Source organism: Sphingomonas folli (assembly GCF_019429525.1).
Lineage (GTDB): Bacteria > Pseudomonadota > Alphaproteobacteria > Sphingomonadales > Sphingomonadaceae > Sphingomonas > Sphingomonas folii.
On record NZ_JAHXZL010000003.1, the window covers coordinates 97,221 to 113,724 of the forward strand.

Consider the following 16,504-nt stretch of genomic DNA (forward strand, 5'->3'; position numbering starts at 1 on the left):
CAGCGGACGTCAACGCGGTAGCACAATCGATTGCGAGAATATGCTTGCGGTCGACCTACACACTGCGCATCACAGCCGGCAGCGCCCGAACGCGCCGGCGTCCGGGGTCACCCCGCGCGCGCCAGGACAGGAGGGATGACGATGGAGGAACGGCTCGCCGCGATCGGCCCACGGCTGCGGCGGCAGCTTGACCGGCTCTATGGACAGCACGGCGGCGCCGGGGCGCTGTGGGCAAGGACGGAGACGCTGCTGCGCGAGCGCTTCGCCGAGCGACACGCGGCGTTGCGCGCGCTGGATGAGGCGCGGCTGGCCGATCCGGACTGGTTCGTTCGCCCGGACATGCTGGGCTATTCCACCTATGTCGACCGCTACGCCGGCACGGTGGCCGGGCTCGCGGCGCGGGTCGACCATCTCGAGTCGCTGGGGGTGCGCTACCTCCACCTGCTCGCGCTGCTCAAGGCGCGCGAGGGCGACAGCGACGGCGGCTTCGCGGTGGCCGACTATCTCGCGGTCGAGCCGCGGCTGGGCACGATCGACGAGGTGGAGGCGCTCACCGCGCGGCTGCGCGCGGCGCGGATCAGCCTGTGCGTCGACCTCGCGCTCAACCACACCGCGGACGACCATCTCTGGGCCAAGGCGGCGCGAGCGGGCGATCCCTTCTACCGCGACTTCTACATCACCGTGGACGCGGCCGAGGCGGCGGCGCGCGACGCCGAGCTGCCGCAGGTCTTCCCCGCCACCGCGCCGGGCAATTTCACCCATGTGCCCGCGATGGGCGGCCATGTCTGGACCACCTTCTACCCTTTCCAATGGGACCTGAACTGGCGCAATCCCGACGTCTTCCTGGCGATCCTCGACGTCGCGCTGCGGCTCGCCAACAGGGGCGTGGAGGCGTTCCGGCTCGACAGCATCGCCTTCCTGTGGAAGCGGCCGGGCAGCGACTGCCGCAACCTGCCCCAGACCCACTATATCGTCCGCGCGCTGCGCGCCGCGCTCGATATCGCCGCGCCCGCCACCTTGCTCAAGGCCGAGGCGATCGTGCCGACCGCGTTCGTGCCGCCCTATTTCGGCCTGGACGAGGGCGAGGGTTTCGAGCCCGAGTGCCATCTCGTCTACAACAACTCGCTGATGGTGGCGGGCTGGGTCGGGCTGGCGGAACAGTCGGCGGCGCTGCCCGCGGCGATCGTCGCTGCCAGCGGCGGGCTGCCGACCGGCGCCAACTGGCTGAGCTACGCGCGCTGCCACGACGATATCGGCTGGGGCTCGGTGCTTGGCGACCTGCGCGCGATCGACGCCGCGCCGGAGCGCCGCCTCGCCGCGGCGGCGCGGTTCCTCGAGGGAGTCGACGGCGGCTGGGCGCGCGGGGCGCCGTTCCAGGGAGACGGCGCGGTCCTGCACGGCAGCAACGGCACGATGGCCTCGCTCGCCGGGCTCGAGTCGGCGCGCGGCGAGGAGGAGCGTGAGGCGGCGTACCGACGGATCGCGCTGCTCAACGCGCTGGCGATCGCGAGCGGTGGGCTGGCGACGACCTACATGGGCGACGAGCTGGGGCTGCTCAACGACTATGCCTATCGCGACGACCCCGAGCGCGCGCACGAGGGCCGCTGGCTGCACCGGCCCGCGATGGACTGGGCGGCGCTCGATGACATCGCGGCGCGGCGGATCAGCGGTGACCTCCGCGCGCTGCGGGCGGCGCGCGTGGCGAGCGGCGGTGCGGGGGCGCCCGTGCTGGTCGAGACGGGCGCGGCGTCGCTGCTCGGTGTGGCGTGTGGGCACGACCGCGTGTTCCTCAACTTCGGCGCGGCGCCGGCAGCGCTCCCCGCGGCTGGACTCGATCGGCTGACCGGCGCAGCCTGCGACACCGCGCCGGCCTGGGGCGTGGTGTGGCTGGAGGGGCCGCGTTGAGGCACCTGGTCGGCACAAGGCGGTGGGCTGGACTGGCCCTCGATCCGCCCCCGCGCGGGAAGGTGGCGCGCGGCGCACGACGCGGGTGTGTCGACGCCGGGAAGTCCGCCGCCGTGGCCGCGTCACCCTCGCACCGGCCTGCGGGTCGCTCCCTCCCCTCCCCAGGGTGGACGAGAAGGATCTCCGCCCCGGACACCCCGCGATGACGCGCCCGCGCCTCTCGCTCGCGCGGATCGTCGAGATGAACCTCGGCTTCCTCGGGCTGCAATTCTCCTTCGGGCTGCAGCAGGCCAATATGGCGCCGATCTACGGCTATCTCGGCGCTGACGAGGCGACGCTGCCGCTGCTGTGGCTCGCCGGGCCGGTCACCGGGCTGCTCGTCCAGCCGCTGATCGGCGCGATGAGCGATCGCACCGACTCGCGCCTCGGCCGCCGCACGCCCTATTTCCTCGTCGGCGCGGTGCTGTGCAGCCTGTGTCTGTTCGCGATGCCGTATAGTCGGGCGCTCTGGGTGGCGGCGAGCCTGTTGTGGATCCTCGACGCCGCCAACAACGTCACGATGGAGCCGTACCGCGCCTATGTCGGCGACCGGCTCGCGCCGGACCAGCGGCCCACCGGCTTCCTGACGCAATCGGCCTTCACCGGGCTGGCGCAGACGCTCTCCTATCTCGCGCCCAGCCTGCTGGTCTGGTTCGGCTTCGACAAAGACGCGGTCGACGCCAACGGCATCCCCGACATCACCCGGATCGCCTTCGTAATTGGCGCGCTACTCTCGCTGTCGACGATCCTGTGGTCGGTGTGGCGCGTCCCCGAGCTGCCGCTCCCGCCCGAGGAGCGCGCGCGGCTCGAGGCCGAGCCGCTGACGCTGCGCGCGGCGCTCGCCGATCTCCGCGCCGCGCTGGTCGAGATGCCGCGCCCGACGCGGCAGCTCGCGCTGGCGATGCTGTGCCAGTGGTACGCGATGTTCGCTTACTGGCAGTTCATCGCCTTCGCGCTCGCGCGATCGCTCCATGGCACCGCCGACGCGACCAGCCAGGCGTTCCGCGACACCGCGCTGACGGTCGGGCAACTCGGCGCCTTCTACAACGCGGTCGCCTTCGTCGCCGCGCTCGCGCTGGTGCCGCTCGCCAGGCGCCACGGCGCCAAGCGGGTCCACGCCTGCTGCCTCGCCGCCTCGGGCGCGGCGATGCTCGCGATTCCCGCGATCGGGCAGGAGACGTGGCTGTACCTCGCGATGATCGGGGTCGGGATCGGCTGGGCCGGGATGATGGGCAATCCCTATGTCATGCTCACCGACATGATCCCGCCCGAGCGCAACGGCGTGTACATGGGCATCTTCAACATGTTCATCGTCATCCCGATGATGATCGAGAGCCTGTCGATCCCCTTGTTCTACCACAATCTGCTCGGCGGGGACGCGCGCGCGGTGCTGGTGCTCGCGGGGACACTGATGCTGCTCGGTGCGATCGCCACCGTGGCGGTGGGGCGCGGCGCCCGCGCGGCGGCGTAGCCGCGCCGCCACCTCGGCGCGTCGATCCGCGCGTTGCGCGTCGGGTGATAATATATCATTAGGCGATCATGCCGCAGCTGACCGCCTCACCTTTCGCCCAGGCACCCTCGCGCGCGGTGCCGCGCGCACGGCTCGGTTCGATCGACGCACTCCGCGGACTGGTCATGCTGCTGATGCTGGCGGACCACACGCGCGAGTATTTCTTCCTGAGCGCGCCGGTCAGCGACCCGATGGACCTGCGCGCCGCCACGCCCGGCCTGGTCGCGGCCCGGCTCGCGGCGCATCTGTGCGCGCCGGTGTTCATCGCGCTCGCGGGCGTCTCGGCGTGGCTGTACGGCGCGGTCCGGCCGCGCGCGGCGACCGCCCGCTTCCTGCTCGAGCGGGGCCTGTTCCTGCTGCTGCTCGAGCTGACCTTGGTGAGCTTCGCCTGGAGCTTCTCGCTCGCGCCGACGATGATCTACCTGCAGGTGATCTGGGCTATCGGCTGGTCGATGATCGCGCTGGCCGGGCTACTGTGGCTGCCCCGCGCCGCGCTCGTGGCGGTCGCGGTCGCCTTGGTCGCGGGGCATAATCTGCTCGACCCGGTGCGGCTCGGCGCCGCCCACCCGTTCCATCCGATCTGGGCGATGCTCCACCAGCGCGACCTGATCGCGCTGGGCGGCGGGGTGACCGCGCGGACCTCCTACCCGGTGCTGCCCTGGGTCGGGGTGATCGCGCTCGGCTATGCGATCGGCCCGTGGTTCCGCGCCGCCCCGGAGCGGCGCCGGCGCGCGCTCGCGGTGACGGGGGCGCTGCTGCTGCTCGCCTTCGCGCTCTTGCGCGTGCTGAACCGCTACGGCGAACCGGTGCCGTGGCACCCGGGCGCGACTCCGCTGCTGACGCTCCTCTCTTTGCTCAACGTGACCAAATATCCGCCGTCGCTGGACTTCCTGCTGCTGACGCTCGGCCTGGGCGCGCTGCTGCTGGCCGCCTTCGAGGAGCGCGCGCCGGGCTGGCTGGCGGTGCTGGGCGGTGCGCCGATGTTCTTCTACCTGCTCCACCTCTACGCGCTGCACCTGCTGTCGCTCGCGGTGGGCGGGCGCGAGCTGCCGACGATCGGCCAGGTCTGGCTGCTCGCCGCCGCGGTCGCACCGCCGCTGTGGTGGGCGACGCGCTGGTTCGCGGGCGTGAAGCGCCGCAGCGCGAGCCGCTGGCTGCGCTTCTTCTGACCGAGCAGCACGGACGCGGCCGCGCGGGCGACGCGGAGAGAGGCGTCGCGGTCGACGTGGCTCTCGTACGCCCGCGACGGACACCGCTGCGCGGCGGACCCATCGCCCTCGCGTGATCCTACTGACGCCGCGCGTCCGGCAGCGCGCGGTCGATCCAGCCGCCCAGCCGCCCGTGCGACCAGGCGAGCGCGCGATACATCGCCAGCACCGGTCGCGCCCAGCGCAGGTACAACCCCGGCATCCCCGTCCGCGCCGACAGCCACGCCAGCCGGTGGCTCCAGCGCGCGATGCCGGCGCGTGTGCGATAGACCAGCCGGCGCCGCAGCGGCAGCGCGCGCGCGTCCGGCGCGACGCGCTTGCGCTTGGCGACTCCGCCGCGCCAGCGCCGCCACGTCAGCCGATAGGCCAGCCCCTCGCGGCGGTGGCGGAAGCCCGCCGCCTGGGTCGCCTCGACGAAGGCGGCGTCGACCTCCTCGAGCATGAGCCGCCCGTCCGCCACCGCGGCGCGGATCAGCCCGTCGACCAGCGGGGTGCGCGCCACCACCACGTTGGTGCCGCGCCCGTCGGACGAATAGGGCTCGACCCAGGCGTCACCGAACGCGACGTCGGCGGTCTCGGCGACGACGTCGTCGCACATGTCGCACGCGCTGTTCTGGAAGAAGCCCGCGCCCCAGTCGCCGTCGGCGAGGTGCCACCAGTCCTCGGCGCGCGCGCTGCCGTCGTCGAGCGTGAGGTGCGCGCGATACCAATTGGCCGGCCGCCCCGCGTCCTTGATGCGATAGTCGACCGCGCGCACGCGCTCGGGCGGCGCGCCGAGCTGCCACGCGAAGCTGTCCACCAGCCGCGCGCTCTTCTGATGCCCGCAGAACAGCCCGAGCACGTGCGGCACGCGCTCGCGCAGCACGGGGTCGCGCGCGCGCTCCAGCTGGATCATCTTGGCGAAGCACGGCACCGCGACGATCGCATACCGCCCCGGTGTGGCGCGGATCGCGCGCAGCATCGCGGAGAGTTCTACCGGATAATAGCGCGACTTCGCGCCCGTCAGCAGCGACTCGGCGTCGCGCGACAGCCGATAGGCGAAATGGCGACCGTCCTCCTGCGGCGCCGCGACCGGCGCGACATGCGCCACCGCGTCGACCGCGCCGGTGCGGAGCAGCTCGGCGGCGACCCAGCTCACCATGCCGCCCGAGCTGCCCGACTCGCGCCACGCGCCCTCGGCGACATGGCCGACCCAGGTCGATTCGTGCCGGCCGAGCAGGGGCGTCGACCGCGGCGCCGCGGGGAAGCGCTCGGCCGCGATCACGTCCTCGTCGCGCGCGTGCGGGGAGAAGGGGCAGCACCGCGCGAACTCGTCCGACGCGGTCGCGGCGAAGGCGCCCGCGGGCTTCCACGTGCCGTAGCGGTCCCACGCCATCGCGCCCGCGGGCACGTCGGCCGCGCAGCCGCCGCAGCCGATGCACAGCCCCGAGCGCACCACGTCGCGCGGCGCGAGCGGCTCAGCCAAGCGCGTGGCGCAGATAGGCGAGCGAGTCGGCGCGCAGCCCCTCGATCCGCTCGTACACCGCCGGCGCGGGCGGGGCGCCGAGCAGCGAGTCATAGTCCGCCGCCGTGAGATCGGGGGCGACGATGTGGCGGCGCGCGTCGAGCGCGACGGCGAGGTCGCGCACCTTGTTGAAGCGGTAGGGCGAAGGCGCGGTGACGAAGGGCGTGCGGTTGTTGAGCGCGAAGACGCAGCCGTGGAAGAAGTTCGTCACCAGCGCGCTGGCGCCCGCGGCGCGCTGCGCGAATTCCTCTGGGCCAGCGGCGATGTCCTGCTCGTCGGCCCAGTCGTTGCGATAGCCGATGCTCACCAGCCGCACGCCGCTGCGCCGGCTCCAGTCACGCATCTGGCGCTGCAACCAGTCGGGGAAGCCGTGGCCGTAGACCAGGGCATAGCCGCCCTGCCCCGAGGGCGGCGCGGCGGCGTGGACGCGGTCGCCGAACTGGAGCACCGGGTCGAGCACCAGCGGTGGCGTCGCGCCCAGCGCGGTCTGCACCAGCGAGCGCGAGTTGGCGTCGCGCACCGAGACGGCGGTGAAGCGGCGTAGCTTGGCGGCCCAGTCGTCCGAGATACCGTCGGCGGCGTCGTGGTTACCGAAGCTGGCGGCGTAGGAGACCAGTCGCGGCGCGCTCAGCCCCTCGCCGAAGAAGATCGGCGCCCCACCATACCAGGGATGGCAGAAGTTCCACACCTCGTCGCTGCCGACCACGATCGCGTCATAGCCGCTGGTGTCGGGCCGATGCAGCGGGAAGCGCGGCGATTGCGGCAGGCGATCGAAGGCGGCGACGAACTTGCGACCCTTGAGTTTATAGGCGGGCAGGTCCGCGCGACGAGTGCGCTCGGGCAGGGTCGGCTGGAAGGAGCAGCGCCACTCCGCGCGCGCGACCTGGTCGCTGTGATGGTCGAGCAGCCGCGCGTCATGCCCGAGCGAGCGCAACCCCTCGGCCAAGCAGCGCGCCTGCCAGTAGGAGCCGTAGTTGATGCAGCGGTGGAAGGTCAGGATGCCGACCCTGCGCGGTATAACGGTCATTGCGGAAATAATCGCTCTCAGGTCAGTGGGTTCCGCTGATCCTCCCCGGCACGCGGGAGGGTTACCTCATCCCAGCAGGCCGTCGGCCAGCAGCAACAGCATCTTGACGTCCATCGCCACGCCCTGGGTGCGCTTCGCGAGCACGAAGCGCGACAGCTCGGCGCGCGGCACGAGATGCACCTCGATGTCCTCGTCCGCCTCGCCGCCACCAGGTCCGACCTTCTCCAGCTCGTGCGCGCGCACCAGCGTGAAGCCCTCGCTGTTCATCCCCGGCGACGAGTAGAAGAAGCCCAGCTCCTCGATCCGTCCGGGGCGGTAGCCGGTCTCCTCCTCCAGCTCGCGCGCGGCGCCCGCGGCGACCGCCTCGCCCGCGGTCTCGTCGCCGATCAGCCCGGCGGGCAGCTCGAGGCAGCGGCGCCCCAGCGGGACGCGATATTGCTCGACCAGCACGACCCGGTCGGCGTCGTCGATCGCGACGATCACCGCCGCCTGGATGCCGTTGCGGCGTGCGACATATTCCCACTGCCCCTGGGTCTTCACCTCGATGTAGCGGCCCGCCCAGACGGTCTCGGCGGGGGCGTCGGCGTCGCGGTGCGGCTTGGTCATGCGGATCTCGCTCGGTGCTGGCGTCGGGAGATGTCCCTCTAGGTCAGCGCCGCGCCTTGGCGAAGCGCCAATCCGCCATTAACCTAGATCGACCCGCAGCCGGAGCGACAGGGAGACGATTATGTTGAAGGATTTCAGAGCATTCATCGCTCGAGGCAATGTGCTCGACCTGGCGGTCGGCGTGATCATCGGCGGCGCCTTCGCCACCATCACCAAGTCGCTGACCGACGACATCATCATGCCGATCGTCGGCGCGCTCTTCGGGGGGTTCGATTTCTCGAGCTATTTCGTGGTGCTCGGCAAGGTGCCCGCGAGCTACAAGGGATCGCTCGAGAGCTACGCCCAGCTCAAGGCGGCGGGCGTGCCGCTGTTCGGCTACGGCGAGTTCATCACCGTGGTGATCAACTTCATCATCCTCGCCTTCATCGTCTTCCTGCTGATGCGCAGCGTGAACCGCGTGATCGCCGCGGCCGAGCGCGAGAAGAAGGAGGGCACCGCCGAGCCCGCCGCCGAGCCCGCCGAGGTGGCGCTGCTGCGCGAGATCCGCGACGAGCTGCGCGCCGGCACGGCGACAGGGACGGCCACCGGCACGCGCACCCCGCCCCCGCTGGTCTGACCCGACACCCGCCGCGGCGCTCCCCTCGACTGGGAGAGCGCCGCGGCCGTCCCGGCTTCACTCAGTGCAGCGGGGCCTCGTCCGCGTCGACGATGCCGCGGCCGACATGGCTGTGGTGGCGGCTATAGGCGAAATAGATCACCAGCCCGACCGCACCCCAGATCGGCAGCACCAGCATCGCGGCCGAGGGCAGGTTGAAGAACAGGAACACGCAGCCCACGATCGTCAGCGGCCCGACCAGCCACAGCGCGGGGGTGCGGAAGTCGCGCTTATGGTCGCGCGCGGTGCGGCGCAGGATCATCACCGCGATCGCCACCATCATGAAGGCGTAGAGCGTCCCGGCGTTGGCGATGTCGGCGAGCTGCCCGACCGGCAGGAACGCCGCCGCGAACGCCACGCCGATCCCGGTCATCGCGGTGACGACATAGGGCGTCTTCCACTTGGGGTGGACCGCCGAGAGCTTGTCCGGCAGCAGACCATCGCGGCTCATCACGAAGAAGATGCGCGTCTGGCCGAACATCAGGATCAGGATCACCGAGGGCAGCGCCAGGAAGGCCGCGATGCCGAGCATGTTGCCCACCTTGGACCAGCCGATCGCGCGCAGCACGTGCGCCAGCGCCTCGTTCGAGCACACCAGCATGTCGGCGTAGCGCGGCAGCGCGCACTGACGCGCCAGCTCCTCCGAGCCGGTCGGGAACGGGATGCCGTTCGGCCCCATGATCGGCTGGCCGCCGATCGTGCCGATCGCGCCCGCAGCGACCAAAATGTAGAAGATCGTGCAGAACAGCAGCGAGCCGATCAGCCCGATCGGCACGTTGCGCTGCGGGTTCTTGGTCTCCTCGGCGGCGGTCGACACCGCGTCGAAGCCGACATAGGCGAAGAAGATCGTCGCCGCCGCGCCGACCGCGCCGACGCCGGTGCCGAAGCCGCCGAACACGCCCGCCGGCAGGAACGGGTTGAAGTGCCCGGCGGTGAACGAGTCGCTCGGCAGCGTCAGCGCGACGAAGGCGGTGAGCGCGATCACCTTGATCGCCACCAGCACCGCGTTGACGCGCGCGCTCTCGGTGGTGCCGATCATCAGCAGCCAGGTGATCAGCCCCGCGATCAGCACCGCGGGCAGGTTGATGAAGCCGCCGGGCGCGCCGCCCAGCGCCAGCGGGGCGGCGGACAGCCAGGCGGGCAGGTGGATGCCGAGAAACTGGTTGAGGATCGTCCCGCTGAAATAGCCCGACCAGCCGACCGCCACCGCGCTGGCGGCGACGGCATATTCGAGGATCAGCGCCCAGCCGACCGTCCAGGCGAGCAGCTCGCCCATGGTGGAATAAGTGTAGGTATAGGCCGATCCCGCCACCGGGATCATCGCCGCGATCTCGGCGTAGCACAGCGCCGCGACGATGCAGATCGCGCCCGCGATGGCGAAGGCCAGCATCAGCCCGGGACCGGCCTTCTGCGCGCCCGCCGCGGTGAGGACGAAGATGCCGGTGCCGATCACGCAGCCGATGCCGAACAGCGTCAGCTGGAACCAGCCGAGCGTGCGGTGGAGCGACTTGCGCTCAGCGGTGGCGAGGATGGCGTCGAGAGGTTTGACGCGCCCGAATATCATTAGGTTCGAAGCCCCCGAGGGAAATGTGCTGGGCGGGAGCGTAGCGGGTGTGGGGCGACGCGCAATAGTGTTGCGCGGAGATGACAGGTACGGCGGAGGGACCGTGAGGGAAACCGATGATGCCGACCCAGGCCGCCCGTCCGTCATGCCCCTACACACATCCGTCATCCCGGACTTGGTCCGGGATCCACCGTGCCGCACATCCACCGCGGAGTGCTCTTGCCGGAGAGTGGATCCGGACCAAGTCCGGGATCACGGCGGGGTAGAGCGGCGCTCGCCTCACCGGGCACCACGCGAGTAGGAGAGGCGACGCTCGGCGCGCCGGTCGAATGACGGACCGCGGTAGTGCGACGGCTAGTCCCCTGCCCTCACCCGTCGCGATGCGCCAGCATGGGTCCGAGCGCGCGGCCGGCGAGGATATGGACGTGCAGGTGCGGCACCTCGGCGTGGCTGTCGAGCCCGGTGTTGGCGATCAGGCGATAGCCGCGCTCGACCAGCCCCGCCTCGCGCGCCGCCTGGCCGATCGCGCGGGTCAGGCTGACGATCTCCTCCGCGCTCGCGCTCGCCGAGAAATCGTCCCAGCTGACGTATCGGCCCTTCGGCACCGCGAGCAGGTGGACCGGCGCCCAGGGCGCGATGTCGTGGAAGACGATGCTGTGCGCGTCCTCATAGACCCGCCGCGACGGGATCTCGCCGCGCACCAGCTTGGCGAAGATATTGGCGTCGTCGTAGGGCTGGGTGGCGTCGACGGTCATCGGGCGATCCTCACTCGGGCGGGAAGGAGAGCGGCAGCGGACCGCCGCGCGCGGCTTTCTCGTCGTGCCCCGACACACCCTCGCGCCGCGCGAGCTCGGCGCGGACCTCGTCGAGCGTCAGCCCGGCGTCGGCGAGCAGCACCATCAGGTGGTAGAGCAGGTCGGCCGCCTCGGGCACGATCGCGCGCTCGTCGCCCTGCAGCGCCGCGATCACGGTCTCCACCGCCTCCTCGCCGAGCTTCTGCGCGATGCGCGGCCGCCCCTTCGAGAACAGCGCGGCGGTGTAGGAGGAGGCCGGGTCGGCGCCGCGGCGCGAGGCGACCGTCGCGAAGAGCCGGTCGAGCGGGTCGGGCTGGTCCATGACGCGCGGGGTGCCGTGCGGCGGGGCGCGGGTCAAGGCGGCGCGGCACGGCAGGTCGCCCCGCCCGCTCCCCTCAGCGCCCCATCGCGCTCAGCCCGGAGTCGAGTTGGGCGCGCAGGTTGGCGGTGACGTCGGGGGAGACGTCGGGTCGCGGCGACGCCGCCTTACCCCGACGTAGCCGCGCGCGGTCGCGCTCCGGCGGCTCCACCACGCGCACGCGCACCGCGACATGGCCGCGCGCGCGCACGCCGAGCAGCTCGGCCGCGCCGCGCGACAGGTCGATCAGCCGGTCGCGCGCGAAGGGGCCGCGGTCGTTGACCCGCAGCAGGATCACGCGCCCCGTGTCGAGCGCGGTCACCTCGACGTAGCTCGGCAGCGGCAGCGTCGGGTGCGCCGCGGTGACCCATTTGGCGCGGAAGCGCTCGCCGAGCGCGGTGCGATCACCCGACTCGCTGCCGTACCAGCTGGCATAGCCGAGCATGTCATAGGAGGGATCGGCCGCGGGCGTGTAGGTGACACCACGCACCACATAGGGACGGCCGAGCCGCACCGGCGAGTCGCTCACCGGGCGATAATGGCCGCCGCAGCCGGCGAGCAGCGCCGCCAGCAGCGCTACCCCTGCCCGCCCCGCGGCGCGGCTCAAGGCGCGCGCACCGGCACGCCCGCGGCGGCGAGCGCGGCGTGCGCCTCGGCCACCGTGGCCTGGCCGAAATGGAAGATCGAGGCCGCCAGCACCGCCGAGGCATGACCCTCGGTCACACCGGCGACGAGGTCGTCGAGCGTGCCCACCCCGCCGGAGGCCACCACCGGCACCGCGGCGCGATCGGCGATGGCGCGCACCAGCGCGAGGTCATAGCCGCCGCGCGTGCCGTCGCGGTCCATCGAGGTCACGAGCAGCTCGCCCGCGCCCAGCTCGGCGAGGCGCAGCGCGTGCGCCACCGCGTCGATGCCGGTGGCGCGCCGCCCGCCGTGGGTGAACACCTCCCAGCCGTCGCCGACGCGGCGCGCGTCGACGCTGGCGACGCAGCACTGGCTGCCGAAGCGCTCGGCGATGTCGCTGACCAGCTCGGGGCGCGCCACCGCGGCGGAGTTGACCGCGACCTTGTCCGCGCCGGCGAGCAGCAGCGCGCGCGCGTCCTCGGCGCTGCGCACCCCGCCGCCGACGGTGAGCGGCATGAAGCAGACCGCGGCGGTGCGGCGCACCACGTCGAGGATCGTGCCGCGCGCCTCGTGGCTGGCGGTGATGTCGAGGAAACAGAGCTCGTCCGCGCCGGCGGCGTCATAGGCGCGCGCCTGCTCGACCGGGTCGCCGGCGTCGATCAGGTCGACGAAGTTGACGCCCTTGACGACGCGGCCCTCGGCGACGTCGAGGCACGGGATCACGCGGGCACGGACGGTCATGGGTGGCGCTCATGCCCGCGCGCGCGGCCCGGAGCAAGCGCGGGCGCCGGAGTCGGTCAGGGACGGGGTTCGCGCACGGCGCACGCGGCTGCATCATGCGCCCCTCTCGGCCGAGGGGATCGGGGATGCGATGCCGCTTCTGTGCGCTGCTGGTGATGTTGGCCAATCCGCGAGGCGCTTTCCCGGCCGAGTGGCCCCACGAGCGCCGGACGATCACGTGCTGGTCGTGGTTCCGCCAGCGCGCGTGGGAGAGCGGGCTGGAGCGGGAGGAGCGTTTCTGGCTGCACGGCCCGCACGCGCGACGGTGCGCCACGAGCGGGACGGTCTCGCGACGCGCTGCTCGCGCGCCGGGGCACGGCAGCGTCGCTGAGATCCCGACGCAGCGAGGCTGAGCCGCGCTCCGGCGAACGCCGCGACCCAGGGCCGCGACCGTTCCGCTCGGCGCGCTGGTCTTGCCGCGGCCGCTCCCCCGCTACGCCGCCGCCGCGACGCTCAGCGCCGCCGCCAGGTCGAGCCGCCCGTCGTACAGCGCGCGCCCGGTGATCACGCCCTCCACCCCGTCGCGCGCGTGCAGCGCCAGCACGTGGATGTCGGCGATCCCCGCCACGCCGCCGCTCGCGATCACGGGGATGTCGACCGCGCGCGCGAGATCCACCGTCGCCTCGATGTTGGCGCCCTTGAGCAGCCCGTCGCGGCCGACGTCGGTGAACAGCAGCGCCGCCACGCCCGCGTCCTCGAAGCGCCGCGCGAGCTCGACCACGCTGGTGGTGGAGACGTCCGCCCATCCCTTGGTCGCGACCAGGCCGTCGCGCGCGTCCACCGCCACGACGACGCCGCCGGGGAAGTCGCGCGCGGCGGCGCGCACGAAGTCCGGATCCTCCAGCGCGGCGGTGCCGATCACGACGCGCGACACGCCGAGATCGAACCAGCGCTCGACGCTCTCCCGCGTGCGGATGCCGCCGCCGAGCTGGACGTGGCCGGGGAAGCGCTCCACGATCGCGCGCACCGCCTCGCCGTTGACGCTCGCGCCGGCGAAGGCGCCGTCGAGGTCGACGACGTGGAGGTGCCCCGCGCCCGCCTCGGCGAACAGCATCGCCTGCGCGGCGGGGTCGTCGCCGTAGACGGTGGCGCGCGCCATGTCGCCCTCCGCGAGGCGGACCACCTGGCCCTGTTTCAGGTCGATCGCGGGGAAGACGATGAGGGTCATGCGGGGGTACTCGGCGAGGGAATGTGACGGGCAGGTAGCGCGAGGGGCGTGCGCGGGATCGGAGACGCCGCCCCATCATCGCCGTCCTCCCGGACTTGGTCCGGGATCCATCGTGCCGCAGACCGAGCGGCCGGCGAGTGCGCGGAGGGGTGGATCCCGGACCAAGTCCGGGAGGACGAAAGGGAGAGGCGAGCGCGGCCCGACCAGCAGTGGGGTTCCCGCGCTGCCTCCCCCCTCACGGCCGCCACGCCAGGAAGCGTTCGAGCAGCGCCAGGCCGTAGCGCTGGCTCTTCTCGGGGTGGAACTGCACGCCCATCACATTGTCGCGCGCCACCGCGGCGGTGACCGGGCCGGCGTGGTCGGTCGTCGCCACCACGCACGCGCCGGCGAAGGCGTAACTGTGGAGGAAATAGGCCTCGCCCGGCACGATCAGCGCGTGCTCCACCCGCGGCACCACGTCGTTCCAGCCCATGTGCGGCACCTTGGCGTCGGATCCGGCGACGTCGATGCGGCGCACCGCACCGTCGATCCAGCCGAGCCCGGCGTGGTGCCCGAGCTCTTCCCCGGCGGTCGCGAGCAGCTGCATGCCGACGCAGATGCCGAGGAAGGGCGCGCCCTGCTCCAGCACGCGGCGCTCGAGCGCGGGCACCAGCCCCTCGACCGCGCGCAGCGCCGCGGCGCAGGCGCCGAAGGCGCCGACGCCGGGCAGCACGACCCGGTCGGCGCGCGCCACCGCGTCGGGGTCGGCGGTGACGACGAGGTCGTCGCACCCCGCGGCGCGCAGCGCGTTGGCGACCGAGTGCAGGTTGCCCGCCTGATAGTCGATCAGCGCCAGCGTCATGCCAGCCACGCGCGCACCGCGTCGGCGGCGAAGCTGGCGTGGAACGGCACCACCTCGGCGGTCGCGGCGCCGGCGGTGACGAACGGGTCGGTCGCGGCGATCGCCTCGGCCGCGGCGCGGTCGCCGCGCACCACGACCACCCCGCCGGTGCGCGGCGCGCGCCGCCCGGCAACGAGGAACGCACCCTGCGCGAACCCAGCGTCGAGCCAGGCGACATGCGCCGCCATCAGCGAGTCGATCTCCTCGAGCGGGCGCACGTAGCTGAGCAGGATCAGGCTCAGATCGCCGGCCGCGCGGTGCCGACTCACAGCGTGCCCTTGGTCGAGGGGATCACGCCGACCTTGCGCGGGTCGATCTCGATCGCCTCGCGCAGCGCGCGCGCCAGGCCCTTGAAGGCGCTCTCGGCGATGTGATGGTTGTTGTCGCCGTACAAAGTCTCGACGTGGAGCGTGATCCCGGCGGTCTGCGCGAAGCTGTGGAACCAGTGCTGGAACAGCTCGGTGTCCATCTCGCCCAGCCGGGTCTGCGTGAAGGCGGTCTTCCACACCAGCCACGGCCGCCCCGAGATGTCGAGCGCGACTCGGGTGAGCGTCTCGTCCATCGGCGACAGCGCGTCGGCGTAGCGGCGGATACCGCGCTTCTCTCCGAGCGCCTGCGCCACCGCACTGCCGAGCGCCAGCGCGCTGTCCTCCACCGTATGGTGCTGGTCGATGTGGAGGTCGCCGTCGCAGTGGAGGGTGACGTCGATCAGCGAGTGTCGCGCGAGCTGCTCCAGCATATGATCGAAGAACCCGACCCCGGTATGGATGTCATATCGGCCGGTGCCGTCGAGGTTGACCGAGACGCTGATACGGGTCTCGCTGGTGTCGCGGCGGAGCGTGGCGGTGCGCATGGCGTCGGTCCATAACGCGCTGGCCGGTCCAAGCAACCTTGACCGCTCGGCGCACCGCGCTACCCATAAGCGCATGAATGACATGCTGCCCGACAGCCAGATCCCCTATGACGAGATCGTGCAGGAAGCGCTGCGCGCGGTCGTGGGCCGCGTGCTGGGCGTGGTCGCCGAGACCGGCGGCCTGCCGGGCCAGCACCATTTCTACATCACCTTCAAGACCCAGGCGCCCGGCGTCGACATCCCGTCGCGGCTGGTCGAGCGCTTCCCCGACGAGATGACGATCGTGCTCCAGAACCGTTTCTGGGACCTGACCGTCGACGAGGAGCGCTTCTCGGTCGGGCTCAGCTTCAACCAGGTGCCGTCCAAGCTGGTGATCCCTTACTCGGCGATCACGGGCTTCCACGACCCCGCGGTCAACTTCGAGCTGCGCTTCCAGGCGCAGGAGGGGCCGGGCGACGGCCCGGGCGGGCACGACCCTGCCGAGAACGACGGCCCGCCCGCGAGCGGCGCGGGTGACGGCTCGAACGTCGTCGCGGTGGACTTCAAGCGCAAGAAGTGATCGAGCGAGTCGCCGCACCCGACGAGGCGGTGCGCGCCGCGATCCTGGCGCCGCTGGTCGCGCACAACGACTCGGCGGTGGGGCGCACCGCGCGCGAGGAGATCGCGCTGGTGATCCGCGACGAGGCCGGCGCGATCGTCGGCGGGCTGTGGGGCGTGGCGAGCTACCGCTGGCTGTTCGTGCAATATCTCGCGCTGCCGCCGGAGCGGCGCGGCCGCGGCGAGGGCCGCGCGCTGATGCGGGCGGCGGAGGCCGAGGCGGCGCGGCTCGGCTGCGTCGGCGTGTGGCTCGATACGTTCAGCTTCCAGGCGAGGGGCTTCTACGAGAAGCTGGGCTACGCGCTATTCGGCGCGATCGACGACTATCCGCCCGGCGAGTCGCGCTACTTCCTGGCGAAGCGGATCGGCTGAGGGGCGAGCGCGATGATCCTGGAGGGTGCTGCGCCGGGTGTCGGGACGACAGCGGTGTCA

At 72.2% G+C, this 16,504-nt stretch carries 18 protein-coding genes; 6 read left to right on the forward strand and 12 right to left on the reverse strand.

The window, feature by feature from the left end; genetic code table 11:
* Nucleotides 1-135 precede the first annotated feature (135 nt).
* The 3 genes from KZ813_RS05420 (at nucleotide 136) to KZ813_RS05430 (ending at nucleotide 4,623) form a co-directional block, all read left to right on the forward strand.
* A complete protein-coding gene (locus KZ813_RS05420) occupies nucleotides 136-1,905 on the forward strand; it encodes an alpha-amylase family glycosyl hydrolase (protein ID WP_219753953.1) in 1,770 nt (589 codons plus the stop codon).
* 202 nt (nucleotides 1,906-2,107) lie between these two features.
* Nucleotides 2,108-3,415 (forward strand): MFS transporter, encoded by a 1,308-nt coding sequence (locus KZ813_RS05425; RefSeq protein ID WP_219753954.1) that lies wholly within the window; start codon nucleotides 2,108-2,110, stop codon nucleotides 3,413-3,415.
* Nucleotides 3,416-3,483: 68 nt separating this feature from the next.
* Nucleotides 3,484-4,623, forward strand: coding sequence for an acetyltransferase domain-containing protein (locus KZ813_RS05430; protein ID WP_219753955.1), 1,140 nt, complete (start codon nucleotides 3,484-3,486; stop codon nucleotides 4,621-4,623).
* A 118-nt stretch (nucleotides 4,624-4,741) separates the two neighbouring features.
* On the opposite strand, the gene KZ813_RS05435 is transcribed toward KZ813_RS05430, so the two are convergent.
* From KZ813_RS05435 to KZ813_RS05445, 3 genes are all read right to left on the reverse strand, one after another.
* Entirely contained in the window at nucleotides 4,742-6,127 is a 1,386-nt protein-coding gene (locus KZ813_RS05435; RefSeq protein ID WP_258046448.1) for a Coenzyme F420 hydrogenase/dehydrogenase, beta subunit C-terminal domain, read from the reverse strand.
* Nucleotides 6,120-7,193: a polysaccharide pyruvyl transferase family protein gene (locus tag KZ813_RS05440; protein ID WP_219753957.1), complete on the reverse strand. Its 1,074-nt coding sequence runs from the start codon at nucleotides 7,191-7,193 to the stop codon at nucleotides 6,120-6,122. The genes KZ813_RS05435 and KZ813_RS05440 overlap by 8 nt, the downstream gene beginning before the upstream one ends.
* A gap of 66 nt (nucleotides 7,194-7,259) precedes the next feature.
* The gene (locus tag KZ813_RS05445) at nucleotides 7,260-7,799 is read right to left on the reverse strand and encodes an NUDIX hydrolase (RefSeq protein ID WP_219753958.1); all 540 of its coding nucleotides are present in this window, start codon (nucleotides 7,797-7,799) and stop codon (nucleotides 7,260-7,262) included.
* Nucleotides 7,800-7,920: 121 nt separating this feature from the next.
* Between KZ813_RS05445 and mscL the strand changes: the two genes are divergently transcribed.
* On the forward strand, nucleotides 7,921-8,415 hold the full coding sequence (gene mscL / locus KZ813_RS05450; protein ID WP_219753959.1) for a large conductance mechanosensitive channel protein MscL: 495 nt from the start codon (nucleotides 7,921-7,923) through the stop codon (nucleotides 8,413-8,415).
* Nucleotides 8,416-8,476: 61 nt separating this feature from the next.
* On the opposite strand, the gene KZ813_RS05455 is transcribed toward mscL, so the two are convergent.
* The 9 genes from KZ813_RS05455 to hisB all read right to left on the reverse strand — a co-directional run bounded on the left by KZ813_RS05455 (nucleotide 8,477) and on the right by hisB (nucleotide 15,475).
* A complete protein-coding gene (locus KZ813_RS05455) occupies nucleotides 8,477-10,018 on the reverse strand; it encodes an amino acid permease (RefSeq protein ID WP_219753960.1) in 1,542 nt (513 codons plus the stop codon).
* Nucleotides 10,019-10,386: 368 nt separating this feature from the next.
* Nucleotides 10,387-10,773: an HIT domain-containing protein gene (locus KZ813_RS05460; RefSeq protein WP_219753961.1), complete on the reverse strand. Its 387-nt coding sequence runs from the start codon at nucleotides 10,771-10,773 to the stop codon at nucleotides 10,387-10,389.
* Between the two features lie 10 nt (nucleotides 10,774-10,783).
* Entirely contained in the window at nucleotides 10,784-11,134 is a 351-nt protein-coding gene (locus tag KZ813_RS05465) for a phosphoribosyl-ATP diphosphatase (protein WP_219754247.1), read from the reverse strand.
* Between the two features lie 73 nt (nucleotides 11,135-11,207).
* A complete protein-coding gene (locus tag KZ813_RS05470) occupies nucleotides 11,208-11,777 on the reverse strand; it encodes a septal ring lytic transglycosylase RlpA family protein (protein ID WP_219753962.1) in 570 nt (189 codons plus the stop codon).
* Nucleotides 11,774-12,535: an imidazole glycerol phosphate synthase subunit HisF gene (hisF, locus tag KZ813_RS05475; RefSeq protein WP_219753963.1), complete on the reverse strand. Its 762-nt coding sequence runs from the start codon at nucleotides 12,533-12,535 to the stop codon at nucleotides 11,774-11,776. Before hisF ends, KZ813_RS05470 begins: the two co-directional genes overlap by 4 nt.
* Nucleotides 12,536-13,007: 472 nt before the next feature.
* On the reverse strand, nucleotides 13,008-13,742 hold the full coding sequence (hisA, locus tag KZ813_RS05480; RefSeq protein ID WP_219753964.1) for a 1-(5-phosphoribosyl)-5-[(5-phosphoribosylamino)methylideneamino]imidazole-4-carboxamide isomerase: 735 nt from the start codon (nucleotides 13,740-13,742) through the stop codon (nucleotides 13,008-13,010).
* Between the two features lie 235 nt (nucleotides 13,743-13,977).
* A complete protein-coding gene (hisH, locus tag KZ813_RS05485; RefSeq protein ID WP_219754248.1) occupies nucleotides 13,978-14,583 on the reverse strand; it encodes an imidazole glycerol phosphate synthase subunit HisH in 606 nt (201 codons plus the stop codon).
* The gene (locus tag KZ813_RS05490; RefSeq protein ID WP_308461791.1) at nucleotides 14,580-14,891 is read right to left on the reverse strand and encodes a YciI family protein; all 312 of its coding nucleotides are present in this window, start codon (nucleotides 14,889-14,891) and stop codon (nucleotides 14,580-14,582) included. The genes hisH and KZ813_RS05490 overlap by 4 nt, the downstream gene beginning before the upstream one ends.
* Nucleotides 14,888-15,475 (reverse strand): imidazoleglycerol-phosphate dehydratase HisB, encoded by a 588-nt coding sequence (gene hisB / locus KZ813_RS05495; RefSeq protein WP_219753965.1) that lies wholly within the window; start codon nucleotides 15,473-15,475, stop codon nucleotides 14,888-14,890. The genes KZ813_RS05490 and hisB overlap by 4 nt, the downstream gene beginning before the upstream one ends.
* A gap of 73 nt (nucleotides 15,476-15,548) precedes the next feature.
* Here hisB and KZ813_RS05500 point away from each other — a divergent pair, with 73 nt between their 5' ends.
* On the forward strand, nucleotides 15,549-16,034 hold the full coding sequence (locus KZ813_RS05500; protein ID WP_219753966.1) for an SspB family protein: 486 nt from the start codon (nucleotides 15,549-15,551) through the stop codon (nucleotides 16,032-16,034).
* Nucleotides 16,031-16,444 (forward strand): GNAT family N-acetyltransferase, encoded by a 414-nt coding sequence (locus tag KZ813_RS05505; RefSeq protein WP_219753967.1) that lies wholly within the window; start codon nucleotides 16,031-16,033, stop codon nucleotides 16,442-16,444. Before KZ813_RS05500 ends, KZ813_RS05505 begins: the two co-directional genes overlap by 4 nt.
* The last annotated feature ends 60 nt before the right edge of the window (nucleotides 16,445-16,504 follow it).

What these genes read in the sequence shown, in the direction of transcription:
- KZ813_RS05455 (WP_219753960.1), bottom strand. Translation starts at nt 10,018, where the DNA reads ATGATATTCGGGCGCGTCAAACCTCTCGACGCCATCCTCGCCACCGCT.
- KZ813_RS05460 (WP_219753961.1), bottom strand. Translation starts at nt 10,773, where the DNA reads ATGACCGTCGACGCCACCCAGCCCTACGACGACGCCAATATCTTCGCC.
- KZ813_RS05430 (WP_219753955.1), top strand. Translation starts at nt 3,484, where the DNA reads ATGCCGCAGCTGACCGCCTCACCTTTCGCCCAGGCACCCTCGCGCGCG.
- hisB (WP_219753965.1), bottom strand. Translation starts at nt 15,475, where the DNA reads ATGCGCACCGCCACGCTCCGCCGCGACACCAGCGAGACCCGTATCAGC.
- KZ813_RS05440 (WP_219753957.1), bottom strand. Translation starts at nt 7,193, where the DNA reads ATGACCGTTATACCGCGCAGGGTCGGCATCCTGACCTTCCACCGCTGC.
- KZ813_RS05465 (WP_219754247.1), bottom strand. Translation starts at nt 11,134, where the DNA reads ATGGACCAGCCCGACCCGCTCGACCGGCTCTTCGCGACGGTCGCCTCG.
- KZ813_RS05420 (WP_219753953.1), top strand. Translation starts at nt 136, where the DNA reads ATGACGATGGAGGAACGGCTCGCCGCGATCGGCCCACGGCTGCGGCGG.
- hisH (WP_219754248.1), bottom strand. Translation starts at nt 14,583, where the DNA reads ATGACGCTGGCGCTGATCGACTATCAGGCGGGCAACCTGCACTCGGTC.
- hisF (WP_219753963.1), bottom strand. Translation starts at nt 12,535, where the DNA reads ATGACCGTCCGTGCCCGCGTGATCCCGTGCCTCGACGTCGCCGAGGGC.
- KZ813_RS05500 (WP_219753966.1), top strand. Translation starts at nt 15,549, where the DNA reads ATGAATGACATGCTGCCCGACAGCCAGATCCCCTATGACGAGATCGTG.
- KZ813_RS05425 (WP_219753954.1), top strand. Translation starts at nt 2,108, where the DNA reads ATGACGCGCCCGCGCCTCTCGCTCGCGCGGATCGTCGAGATGAACCTC.
- KZ813_RS05445 (WP_219753958.1), bottom strand. Translation starts at nt 7,799, where the DNA reads ATGACCAAGCCGCACCGCGACGCCGACGCCCCCGCCGAGACCGTCTGG.
- mscL (WP_219753959.1), top strand. Translation starts at nt 7,921, where the DNA reads ATGTTGAAGGATTTCAGAGCATTCATCGCTCGAGGCAATGTGCTCGAC.
- hisA (WP_219753964.1), bottom strand. Translation starts at nt 13,742, where the DNA reads ATGACCCTCATCGTCTTCCCCGCGATCGACCTGAAACAGGGCCAGGTG.